The organism is Methylomonas methanica (assembly GCF_001644035.1).
GTDB lineage: Bacteria > Pseudomonadota > Gammaproteobacteria > Methylococcales > Methylomonadaceae > Methylomonas > Methylomonas methanica_A.
In genome coordinates, this window is the sequence record NZ_LUUG01000060.1 from 97,632 (window position 1) to 109,505 (window position 11,874).

Sequence of the window (11,874 nt, forward strand, 5' to 3'; positions counted from 1 at the left end):
ATTCGCTTGGATCGCCTCGGCTAAAGTGTATTCGTCCTGGCACAAGTAAACATTCTGTTCACAGGCTGAACAATAGCGAACGTCCTGATTGTCCGTTTGAGTCAACTCGGCCCATTTTTTATCGCATTGTTTGCCAAAAATGCAGTTTCTGATTACGCCCACTTCGAATTCCTTGAAGCAAAAAATTGGTATGTCGGTTTATTCAGCCAGTACAGGTTTTTAGCTTGACTGAAAAATCCGCAATCCCCAGTTTGAATAATTGTTTGGCTGCCGCGTCCAAGGTTTTAAATTCCTTGGTTTCACGTTTGGTCGTTTCCAATGGTTGTCCGTTGATGACCACCATGTAACCTTGTGCCATCACGGCATAATGAACTTGGACTTGCTTCACCGCATTGGCATCAAGCAAAACCTTCACCTCGCGCTCAATCATACGCCTCCCTTGATTTTCGGTTCGCTGGGCTGAATGGGCTGTTCCCACGATTCAAATAGATCTTGTTGGTCGACCAATACCAGTAGATCACCCGGCTTTACCTGCAAATAGCGACACAACTTGGCAAGCACCTCGCGATCAAAGCTTTTTACCTGATCGTAGTAATAGCGATCTACCGTCGCCCGCGCAATGCCTGTTGCGTGACAAACATCGGCGACTTTAAGGCGTTTGGATCCAAGGATCGTTGACAGTCGACAGGTGATCATATGCCATATTGAGTGAATAATTAATCGATCTCGATGAATTTTTATAATGATAAAGCGAAGGAAAACTTATGGCAAGGGTTGCTTATCAATGGCAATTCACTGGGTGCTCATGACTAGTAGCCTAGCTGGTCACTCGATGCCAGGATTAACTTTTGTTACAGCCGTATGGAATTAACCAGCTGGTGGCTGGCTTGTCATGTTTTGCATAATCCGCAACTGGAAATTGGTCCCCAGTAAGTTTTTCCAGTTCGTCAATCGATACCAGAAAGTGATCCAGATTGCGTTTCGTGGCCTCAGTGGAATTCGGCACTACCCAGGCAATTGCCCGTTCATCGGCGCCAGTGCCCCTTACGATCACTTTGTAAAAGTAGTCGGGGGTGCGTACGCCATGACTGGAAGCAAAAATATCGTTGCTGGTATCCTGACCCCAGATTATGCCGCCTAGGACTAAGAGATCATCAATATCTCGGTAACACTCGATGATTTCCTCCGTAAGCAACCAGGCACCTCGATTCATCTGCGAGGTTTGAGGCAAGATGTTCGCCATATAGTTCGATTGATGGATCGCATTGACCGATTCATCAAGATGATTTGCGGGCACTTGGTGACCACGGTCATAGCCATTGCCGTAGGCCTGGCTACTGAACTGTTGGCACGCTGCTGGTGCACCTGGCCCCAACTCGAAATGATCGTAGCGCTTTACATTGCCATTGTCTCGCTGGGCGGTATAGCGAAATCGGATAGCGGCTCGTTCTTTGCAATCAATCCAAAGGGTGAATCCTTCGTAATCAAGCTTAAGAAGCTCTTTCGACTCCATACTGGCTTGCACTTGAGCAGTTGGCTGCGCTGTTTCACTGGGTGGCACGACCGGTTCCACTTTTGCCTTGATGCGATCTTCATGGCAGTGGTATTCACTCGTCTTTCGATGGGTATGGCAACCTTCGGTATTAACCTTACCGGGGTGAGCATGCGCACCGCTCCAGCATAGAACGATAAAAAATCCAAAGGTAAGGCGTAACGCAGACAATCTGTTGATCCGTAAAGTGGTTGTTTACTGTAGACGTTGCCACAGAGCATGGATGATGAAAAGTGCAGCGTCATCAGGATGGGACGTGGCACATTCAAGTAGTAACGGATTATCCGGATTATGAAGGTCGTAGGCATTTCGAATCGCCAGTCCAAGCCCGAAATGCAGGTCTATCAGGTTGTTCGGTTCCATTGCCGCTATTGTCAGTTGGTCCTTCTCTTCCAGAACCAGTAACAACCGAGCGACAGCTTCCGCCACAGTAACTGGTGAATGTAAAACGTCACGGTGTATTGATGACCAATTATTGCCCAATTTGATAAGCCTTTTAGTAAAACAGCGGGTTAGATGAACTAACCCTATATTTTAAACAATGTTATCCACAGAATTTGGGGATAACGATTCAGCGGCAGTAAGATTAAGGCTATTGCGCTGCAGTGTTTTAATCTGCTTTGAACAAACCTAGGATTTCTAAACCTCATGTCACCATCGATTAGTTCGAATTTTTATGCTTACCTTTCCCGCTTGAGATGGATTAAACGCTGGGGACTAAAACGCAACGCCCATGAAGAAAATGTCATGGAGCACAGCTGGGAAGTTGCTGTCATTGCCCATACCTTGGCGCTCATCAAAAACCGCTATTTTGAAGGTCAAGTTGATGCCAATGCCGTTGCAACCGCAGCCCTTTACCATGACATCACTGAAGTCATTACCGGTGATATGCCCACACCCATCAAATACCATTCGTCAGCAATTCTCGGTGCCTACAAGCAAATCGAGCAGCAAGCGGAACAAGAGTTATTGAATCTACTGCCTGAAGCATTACAACCCGATTTCCGGGTTTTGATCGATCACCAGCAAATGTCTGAAGCCCATCAGAAAATCATCAAAGCAGCTGACAAGATATCCGCCTACCTGAAATGCCAGGCCGAATTGAAAGCCGGCAATGCTGAATTTGAAATAGCTGCCAAACAACTCGAACGGTATATTGAAGCAATGGATCAGCCAGAGGTCAGATTTTTTATGCTGTCCTTCGCGCCCAACTGCGGACTGACGCTCGATGACTTGATGAAAAAACGCTAGAGATAGCTTATTGAGTATGGATTTCCAACCCAGCCCGTCACATTCTGCCGACAACCCAGTTGAAATACTGCACGGCTCTATCGAACGCGTGACGTTCCATAGCGAGGCCTCGGGATTTTGCGTGTTACGGGTCAAGGTCAAAGGTTATCGGGAACTGATTACCGTGATTGGTTCGGCCGCCAGTGTCACGGCCGGTGAATACATCGAATGCCTGGGTTGCTGGGTCAATGATCGCCAACATGGCCAGCAATTCAAAACCATCTCGTTAAAAATTGTGCCGCCGACCACGTTGGACGGCATCGAAAAATACCTGGGTTCCGGCATGGTCAAAGGCATTGGCCCCCATTTTGCCAAAAAGCTGGTCAAAGCCTTCGGTGAGCTGGTGTTCGATGTGATTGAGCAAACACCCGAGCGTCTGTTGGAATTACCGGGGATTGGTAAGAAACGCCAGGAGCGTGTGACCAGTGCTTGGGCTGAACAGAAAGTGATTAGGGAGATCATGGTCTTTCTACAATCGCACGGTGTCGGCACTTCGCGATCGGTGCGAATTTACAAAACCTACGGTGATCAGGCCATCGAGAAAGTGCGCGAAAATCCTTATCGCCTGGCACTGGACATTCACGGTATCGGCTTTAAAACCGCCGATACTCTGGCGCAGAAGCTGGGCATCGGCCCGCAATCCCTGCTGCGAGCGCAAGCGGGTGTCCGGCATGTCTTGCAGGAATGGTCCGGCGAAGGCCACTGCGCTGCGATTCGGATCAATCTGTGTGAAATGGCGGCGAAACTACTGGAAATTCCGCTGCCGATTATCGACCAAGCTATCGCGGCGGAATTAACCGAAGGCAATTTGATCGCCGAAATGGATGGCAGTGACGAATTCATTTTTCTGACGCCTTTACACCGCGCTGAAATAGGTTGTGCAGCCAACCTGAATAGATTAAATCAAGGTGATGCGCCATGGGGTGTGATTGACGTGGATAAAGCCATTCCCTGGGTGGAAGAGCAAACTGGCATGACCTTGTCGCAGTCGCAAGCTACCGCCGTACGATTGGTACTCCAGCATAAAGTCTCGGTGATCACTGGCGGCCCCGGTGTCGGCAAAACCACCCTGGTCAACAGTCTGCTTAAGATTCTCAAAGCCAAAAGGGTGCGGATCGGTTTGTGCGCGCCGACGGGACGAGCGGCAAAACGCCTGACCGAATCGACCGGCATGGAAGCAAAAACCGTTCATCGTCTTCTGGAGTTCGATCCGACGCAGTTCGCGTTCAAGCATAACGACGAATACCCGCTGGACCTCGATTGCTTGGTGATTGATGAGTCGTCGATGATGGACGTGGTGTTGATGAATCAGCTGTTAAAGGCCATACCGACGGAGGCTGCGGTCTTGATCGTCGGTGATGTTGATCAATTACCCTCGGTCGGACCCGGATCTGTGCTGGCCGACATCATTGATTCTGGTCAAATTGCCACCGTGCGTCTGACCGAGATTTTCCGCCAGGCCAGTACTTCCAAAATCATCACGAATGCTCACCGGATTAACCACGGGCAGATGCCGGTAGTTGATAAGACTGAAGCTCTTAGCGATTTTTATTGCCTCTACGCCGAAACACCCGAGGAGATTTTCGCTAAATTGATGCAAGTCGTCCTCGAACGGATTCCGCAGCGCTTCCACTTTCATCCGGTTAACGACGTGCAAATTCTGACGCCCATGAATCGTGGCGGCCTGGGAGCGCGATCGCTGAACGTCGAATTGCAAGCACGCTTAAACGGACACAGCGAACCGAAGATTACCCGTTTCGGTAATACCTATGCGCCGGGTGATAAGGTCATTCAGCGGATCAACAACTACGATAAGGAAGTCTTCAATGGCGACATTGGCGTGATCAAAGCCATCGATCTTGAGGAAAGCCATGTCAAGATCTTATTCGACGATCGGGAGGTCGACTACGAATTCAGTGATCTGGACGAAATTACGTTGGCTTATGCCACCAGTGTGCACAAATCCCAAGGCTCGGAATATCCGGTGGTGGTGATTCCGTTGGCCATGCAGCATTTTATGCTGCTGGAACGCAATCTGCTGTATACCGGCGTCACGCGTGGCAAGCAATTGGTTGTGGTGATTGCCCAGCCCAAAGCGTTAGCCATGGCTGTGAAAAACCAACAATCACAACGCAGAATCACTGATCTGGCGGCTAGACTGAACAAAAATCCGTGACAGTCTATTAGCTAAAACTCTTTTGAATGAAGTCAATTACTGGAATGTCAGCCATACTATCCAATTTCAAGAGTTCATGTATTCGGTGAATCAGCCGAATGGCAGGTATTCGGTAAGCAAATCGACATTATGGCCGAGTCACAACGGCCGAGGCTGTGTAAAAACGCACAAATAAATTACAAAAATAAAAATTAGCTCCACTTGGCTAGGTTTTTAGACTGCATATGAAATCAATTTCTCCACTCAGCTGTAAAATGATGAGTTTATTCGGCTGATTTTTCCACCGGCTTTTGGATTTTTACGTTTTTACACAGCCTCGGCCATGAAGAGACCGTCATCAACTTCCGTTAAGCGACAGGTTAGCATTGTAAATCAGTCGTTCAGAAATAATTATCAGGATGCCTTTCTAAGTTTTTCACCTGGAAAAATTCTTGTTTATAAGTCAAAACGCTAAACTACTAAACAATTACCAAAACCGAGCCCCTTTATGAACGAAGAACTTATTATCGACTTGAGCCTTGGCGACAACGCCCTGCGGCAAGATAACAAGCATCTGTTTCACCGCAGAGTGTATGAACGGCTATCTCAAGTTATCAAAACACAACTTGCACGCACGAAAGACTATTTAAAAAAAGGCGAAAAGGATAATATCAACCACTCCCGTAGCCATGATGCCATCCTACTTGATGGTGAGCGGGGTACCGGCAAAACCTGGGTATTGGTCAACCTTCAGGGCTTTATTGAACGTGAGCCAGAATTCAAAAGTATAACTGAAGATGTGCTATTTCTAGATCCCGTTGACCCCACGTTGTTAAGTAATCATGAAGATTTTCTAAATATCGTAGTTGGTCAGATTAATAAAAGCCCTAGCGTCAAAAGAAGACTTGAAACCAGCAAAACCGACCGGTGCGACGTTTACTACCGTCACTTGGAAGACCTCGCAACAGCACTGGAAAGCCAGCAATCCTCTAAGGATAAGGACCGGGTTGGCCTAGACCGGCTGTTGTCTTACCAGGGAAGTCTGGATATAGCCCAGAATGCCCACGAGTATTTCCGTGAAGTTTTGGAGTTCACTGGCAAACGACTGATTGTGCTGTCGATAGACGATGTAGATATGTCGCTTTGCCATGGTTTTAAGGTATTAGAAGTGGTAAGGAAATACCTTTGTTCCCCGTATGTGTTGCCAATTGTCAGTGGTGATTTGCGACTTTACCAAGAATTGGTAGAAAATAAATTTTGTGAGCAGTTAGTTCATGGACAAAGCTCCACGAGCAAAGAGCGACAAATCAAAAAAACCGAAGAACTTACAAATGAATACCTGCGCAAAGTGTTTCCAGCGCAGCAACGTATTACTGTGCCGACTATCGAGAATTATTGCCAAAAATCCACTGGGGAATCCACGAAAGTACAAAATGGTGATCAATCTCTAGGCAATTTGTATGGCATTCACCAATTGCTGTTGACGGCGCTCAATGGACGGGTCAATGGTGAAGAGAATAGTGCCGTTAGCTATGCGCCACGAACAGCAAGGGAATTGATACAACTGCTTAATGCTTTGAAACCGGTTCTGGAAAAATTGTTAAACAATGACTTCCCCCCATTGAAGTATGAAAAAACGGGGACTGCATATTTAAAGGATGATATTACTCGCTGGTGGTTGAATTTACAGAAACCAACCAAGGAATCGCCGCACGTCTATGCTCTCTATACGATACTGTCCAGTTATTTCCAGTATTCCCAACAACTCAACTTACGTGAACTCAGTGAGGCATTGAAAAAACTAAATCATGCCACCGATAGCACAGCCTTGAATGAGCTAACCTATCTGAACCCAGCTCGGCAGCTGAAACTCGATGATGCAGTTATCCATCAACGCCTGAATGAAAATTATGATAACTATATCAAAGATGCAAGTCCCTTTATTAAACAAGCAGATCGATTGCCTCCTGGTTTGCGGAACGAGACTGCCAGACTCCTGACTGCATTACCAGCGATCGAGCCGATTGATGCAAAACTCAAGTTCACCCAGCGTTATGTAGATGACTGCGTAAATAAGCACAAAAAAGAAGATTATTGGCTTTTTTTATTCTATTTGTTTTCTCATAGTGACTATTACACGAGTTATCAAACCGCCCCATTAGTGTTTTTTGGCCGATTCTTCGAGCTTATCACTACCAGTTTGATAAGGGATATTGATGACACATGGCTAAGAGAGCTTCTGACCAAACCGCCTTATTACTCAATCATGAGTACCAGTGCGACAAAAACTTTCGATATTGAGGAAGAAGAGGAAGAACAGATTGAAAATGAAATTGAAATAAGTGAAAAGCATTTGTTACTTAACTCTGAGGACCTGAAAAAAATTGCATATGATATCAACCAGTTCAGGCATGAGATCAAACGCGAGGATAATGGTGTTGAGCCAGTTTTTGCAGATATTTCATTGTTAAACGCTTTGCAGTCGAAATATTTTAATCAGGCAAACTTATATAAGAAGGCAGGCTACGTTTCTCAAAACAAAAAGAGGATACGACCATCTCTAAGAGACGACAACTTATTAAAAGAAATTGCAATACGCGCGGCTTATACTTATTGGGGAGCTCTAGGTAGCTTTGAAAAAAGCAAACTCTTTTTCAAGGACGATTTGGACAGCGTTGTTCACCAGAATTTTTTTGATGTCTCAGGCGACGCAAGGAGCAGCAAAATACGCAATAATCAGACTTATAGCCACAATATCAGCCCTTTTATAAAGAAAAAAAATGCAGCAAGCCCTAGTTCATTTACCAGTTACTTAGGGAAACATCCAGTCTATAAGTTCATACGTAACTTGACAGTTGATGATTGCATTGAAAATGACGAAGCAGAATGTGTCACAAATCGCGACGAGAACGCAGTCAAAATAACAAACTACGAGGCGATTAGAAGTTTGCTACCAAGACCTTTTCTGACCAAACAAACTTATGAGAAGCTACTTAAGGCACAAGATGATAAGGCTATAGAATCAGTCAAAAAATTGCTGATAGATTTTTATAATACGTTCGAAAAACATCTTTCAAAAACCAATCAGGACGTAATTGAATCGATTGCTAATGCCAAACTCGGTGCGATCATTAAAAGTGGGGATTTTTTTAACTACTCCAAGCCACTTGATCGCTTGCTCCATCTCGTCCGAGAAAAACTGCTCAAAACGGATGATGCCACATTAAATGACACCGCATTAAACGACAGTGAAATATTTAGTAAACTGCTGATTGATGCCGGCGTAGATGAAAAAATCGTTAAGCTTCTGGAAGAAGGTATTTAATTATGATTCCGGCGCCGCTCAGCCTGCTCGCACGCACATTGCAGCTGGCCGATGTAGAGTTGTTGGACATGTTGATGCGGCGATTGCTTTCCCCCAGTGATTATTCAGGAAAAGCCAGCTTACACACCTATACGCCTCGGGCCATTGAGGCCAACTACCCTCGTCACTTCAGGCTTAATGACGCCCAACTGGCGGCACGCCGGGTCGAGCAAGATAACGGTGATGATAAAGATGGGCTGGATTGGTTGGACGTGGTGTTTGACGAGTATTTCCGCTTTGACGGCGATCATGTGACCGCACGCGAAGACCGGCGGCTTTATTACGCCAGACTATGCGCTCATATGCACCCTGCGCTGCCAGTCGCCTGGAGGCTATCCGGCTTGATGCGCAAGAACGGGGATTCGCGCTTGACGCTTGACGATATGCGCAGAGTAGTCGGTGCAACAGCACCAAATTTTTTGCCAACCCCGGCAGGCAATGCCGCGTGGGCCGATCTGCATGTACATCTTGGCGGTTCGGCGGAAACCTCCCTCAGTCTGTTCCATATGGCCATCAGCCGCTGGGTTTTGCCGAACAAAACCGATCTGCCCTCGCGCGATCATGATCGTTTGGATCGAGCTCGTGTAAAACAGTGGATTGCGACTTATCAGACCTTGTTTTACCAAATCTTGAATCGACTCTGTATTGACGGAGACAGCAATCATGGGCTTTGGAAAAAGTCTTTAAGCCTTGCATGGACATTGGGTCAACCTGATCGACCGTCAGTGCAGCCTAGGGCATGGCTTGATTTGCATCGCCGACCTACCGGAAGGTTTGGCGGGCTGGCGTATTCTGCCATTGCTTGTTATGACGAAGGTGATGCCCAACGTGCCTGGCTATATTGGCTTACAGCCTTATGTGGACTGTTTCGAGACGCTTCCAGTCTCGCCGAAAGGGATGCTGTCCTGGCTTTCTTTAATCTGGCACACTTGTTCCGCCGCGACATGATCCATGATGGGGTGGGGTTGACGCGTTTTGTCAGGTACTTTAATAGCCCGCTACGCATGGCTCCCAGCGGTAAACACCGAGAGAAAGACGGCTTGCGACAATTGCTCGGACACCCGCGGCACCTGGCTGAATTGAAAGTCACCGACTGGATTGCTGATAAGGAAGCGGCTACCAATTTCGCAAAGCAGTCTACCCAATTGCTTTACCAACCAGATCGAAATGAGCGGCCAGACGCTCTACAAGTTTGCCTGGAACGAATGCATATCTGCATTCACTTCGTGCGCGGTGCCAGCAAGGATAATGCTAATACACTGAGATACGAGGCGCAGCGCCGGAAAACCCTGCTCGAAGCCCAAAAGATCGAGCGCTTTTTGCGTAGTACATCGGCTGCACGAACAAGGATTGACGGAGTAGTGGTTGATTTGACGACACTGATTAGGGGCTTGGATGTGGCTGGCGACGAACTTGCAACTCCTATCGAGGTGTTTGCACCAGCAATCCGATCTCTACGGCATGGTCCGCTACGCTCTGCGGTGCAGGCGCCCCGGCCGCCCATGCATCGACTGCATCTAAGTATTCATGCGGGAGAGGATTACAACCATCTTCTCGGCGGTATGCGCCATCTGGACGAAACAGTGAAATTCTGCGAGATGGGACAACACGATAGGCTGGGCCACGCGCTGGCTCTTGGCATTCGCCCGGTTGATTGGATAAACAGACAACCCGAGGTACTGCTCACCGTTGAGGAACATCTCGACAACCTGGTTTGGGCTTGGGCTCAAGCGTTGATATTGACTGGTCTTTGGCCTGGTGCCGAGGCTGTGGCCTTACGTTTGGAAGCGCGCATTCGAATTTACGCACCGATGGTTTATCCGAACCACGGCGATCAACTTACGCCAGACGCGTTGTACCGCGCTTGGTTCTTGCGCCGTAACTGCCCGATCAAATGGCGTGAATACCGAGTAAATGCAGCTCGGTATAGTGGGTTGGAATATTGGGTGCCTGACGTCTATTCTTCTGATGTAACCGTGCGGGGATTGGCCCACCAACTATATGACGAATATCACAGATTGCGTAACCGACCAACACACGAAGCCGACCAACATGGTCAAGTAGTCTTAATAAAACAAGGAAATGGCTTGCCAAGTTACGAAACCCCATTGGACGATTGGCTGTCGGAAATCGAACTGGATTTCATGGAGGCGGTACAGGATCGGTTGCTGGATGAGTATGCACAGCGGGGGTTGATTATCGAGGTCAATCCATCCAGTAATGTTTATATCGGTCGCATCGAAGATTATCACCAACACCCTGTTTTCCGCTGGCACCCACCGCGAGACGAATGGCTAAAACCGAAAAACCAATGTAACCGATTTGGTTTAAGGCGTGGTGCCATGCAGGTCTGTGTGAACACTGATGACCCCGGTATTTTCCCGACCAGCTTGCCGAATGAATTACAACTTCTCCTAGAGGCCGCACAGAATAATCATGGCATTGGGCCCTTGGAGGCCGCCCGCTGGGTGGATGAACTACGCCAATTTGGTGTGGACCAATTTATCCGAGCACACATTAGCAAAAACAAGGAGGTACCGAACGAAACGAAATTTTGACATTTTTTGGCTGAATTGACTTGTAAGCATTTGAAATACTCACCCCGCGTAGACCAGAGCAAAGGATAAAGTCGTCCTTTGCCGGTCGTTTGCCTTCGATGCCATTCGAAGTGCATAGAGACTGGTCATCAATACATGACTCCTTGGTAAAGATCAGGAAATCCTGGCATATGCGTAAAAAAAAACTATTGTAGGAATAGATAGGAAGACATCAGCGATCCCTGTTCCAAGGTTTCCATTGGAAAAATCAGAATAAACTCGCATGCCTAGGAATGCTAGAAGAAGTAAACCAAGCATTCCAATGTAAGATGCAGCGACAAATCTGCCTAATGTGGGTCTGTTAGCCACATAAAAATCGCTTTCCCGCGTAAAACTCTTACTTCCTAACGGGAGTGCAATGTGTTGACGTATCTCAGTCTCTATGTTGGCAAGATATACATAGAAGCGTTGAATGGTTGCGGTTCTGTGGTAAAGAATTACCGTGAGATAGAACACAACCATCAACAAAATGCTCTGAACTAAGCCATATGGAAAGCTCCCTCTAAGTTCGGTCCTGCGGGTGTCCTCAATATCTAGTGCATCGGCTATCAAATCGACAAGAAGAGGTTGTGCTTGAGCTACGTTGAATGTCAACAGAGTCGCTATGCCAACCACAGCCAGCAACAACAAGAATGTTTGATTGCGTTTTTCCCATGTAACAAGTGTGAGTTCAAAAGTTTTTTGATAATGATCAGCTAGAATGATGTCAGCATTAGCACTCATTGCTTACTCCTGGTGATGTTTAAATTAGTTTTAGTTTAAATTTCTTTTCATTATTGAATTTTTTGAATAACTCTGAAAAGCTAAAGATTCATACAGTTTATTTTTATTGTAATGACCGTCGGGTTCCGGGCATTAACCAGCCGATATAAAGAATCACTGTAAAAGGCCTGTTTGGGTCGCTATGGATAGCTAT

At 46.9% G+C, this 11,874-nt stretch carries 9 protein-coding genes; 4 read left to right on the plus strand and 5 right to left on the minus strand.

Going from position 1 to position 11,874, the window contains the following annotated elements:
- Positions 1 to 202 precede the first annotated feature (202 nt).
- From A1332_RS09070 to A1332_RS09090, 4 genes are all read right to left on the minus strand, one after another.
- Positions 203 to 430 (minus strand): hypothetical protein, encoded by a 228-nt coding sequence (locus A1332_RS09070; RefSeq protein ID WP_054758235.1) that lies wholly within the window; start codon positions 428 to 430, stop codon positions 203 to 205.
- Positions 427 to 696, minus strand: a complete 270-nt coding sequence (locus tag A1332_RS09075; RefSeq protein ID WP_026600320.1) for a helix-turn-helix domain-containing protein — start codon at positions 694 to 696, stop codon at positions 427 to 429. Before A1332_RS09075 ends, A1332_RS09070 begins: the two co-directional genes overlap by 4 nt.
- A gap of 145 nt (positions 697 to 841) precedes the next feature.
- Positions 842 to 1,723, minus strand: a complete 882-nt coding sequence (locus tag A1332_RS24730; protein WP_157203977.1) for a DNA/RNA non-specific endonuclease — start codon at positions 1,721 to 1,723, stop codon at positions 842 to 844.
- 24 nt (positions 1,724 to 1,747) lie between these two features.
- Positions 1,748 to 1,981, minus strand: coding sequence for a DUF6794 domain-containing protein (locus tag A1332_RS09090; protein ID WP_231890248.1), 234 nt, complete (start codon positions 1,979 to 1,981; stop codon positions 1,748 to 1,750).
- A 219-nt stretch (positions 1,982 to 2,200) separates the two neighbouring features.
- On the opposite strand from A1332_RS09090, the gene yfbR reads away from it, so the two are divergent.
- From yfbR to A1332_RS09110, 4 genes are all read left to right on the plus strand, one after another.
- The gene (yfbR, locus tag A1332_RS09095) at positions 2,201 to 2,803 is read left to right on the plus strand and encodes a 5'-deoxynucleotidase (RefSeq protein WP_064008175.1); all 603 of its coding nucleotides are present in this window, start codon (positions 2,201 to 2,203) and stop codon (positions 2,801 to 2,803) included.
- A gap of 16 nt (positions 2,804 to 2,819) precedes the next feature.
- Entirely contained in the window at positions 2,820 to 5,018 is a 2,199-nt protein-coding gene (locus tag A1332_RS09100) for an ATP-dependent RecD-like DNA helicase (protein WP_064008176.1), read from the plus strand.
- Between the two features lie 487 nt (positions 5,019 to 5,505).
- Positions 5,506 to 8,322, plus strand: coding sequence for a hypothetical protein (locus tag A1332_RS09105; RefSeq protein ID WP_064008177.1), 2,817 nt, complete (start codon positions 5,506 to 5,508; stop codon positions 8,320 to 8,322).
- A 2-nt stretch (positions 8,323 to 8,324) separates the two neighbouring features.
- Entirely contained in the window at positions 8,325 to 10,919 is a 2,595-nt protein-coding gene (locus A1332_RS09110) for a hypothetical protein (protein WP_064008178.1), read from the plus strand.
- A 153-nt stretch (positions 10,920 to 11,072) separates the two neighbouring features.
- On the opposite strand, the gene A1332_RS09115 is transcribed toward A1332_RS09110, so the two are convergent.
- On the minus strand, positions 11,073 to 11,681 hold the full coding sequence (locus A1332_RS09115) for a hypothetical protein (protein WP_064008179.1): 609 nt from the start codon (positions 11,679 to 11,681) through the stop codon (positions 11,073 to 11,075).
- Positions 11,682 to 11,874: the final 193 nt, after the last annotated feature.

Excerpts from the sequence above, each read along its gene's own strand:
- A1332_RS09070 (WP_054758235.1), bottom strand. The coding sequence starts at position 430 with ATGATTGAGCGCGAGGTGAAGGTTTTGCTTGATGCCAATGCGGTGAAG.
- A1332_RS09075 (WP_026600320.1), bottom strand. The coding sequence starts at position 696 with ATGATCACCTGTCGACTGTCAACGATCCTTGGATCCAAACGCCTTAAA.
- yfbR (WP_064008175.1), top strand. The coding sequence starts at position 2,201 with ATGTCACCATCGATTAGTTCGAATTTTTATGCTTACCTTTCCCGCTTG.
- A1332_RS09100 (WP_064008176.1), top strand. The coding sequence starts at position 2,820 with ATGGATTTCCAACCCAGCCCGTCACATTCTGCCGACAACCCAGTTGAA.
- A1332_RS09105 (WP_064008177.1), top strand. The coding sequence starts at position 5,506 with ATGAACGAAGAACTTATTATCGACTTGAGCCTTGGCGACAACGCCCTG.
- A1332_RS09110 (WP_064008178.1), top strand. The coding sequence starts at position 8,325 with ATGATTCCGGCGCCGCTCAGCCTGCTCGCACGCACATTGCAGCTGGCC.
- A1332_RS09115 (WP_064008179.1), bottom strand. The coding sequence starts at position 11,681 with ATGAGTGCTAATGCTGACATCATTCTAGCTGATCATTATCAAAAAACT.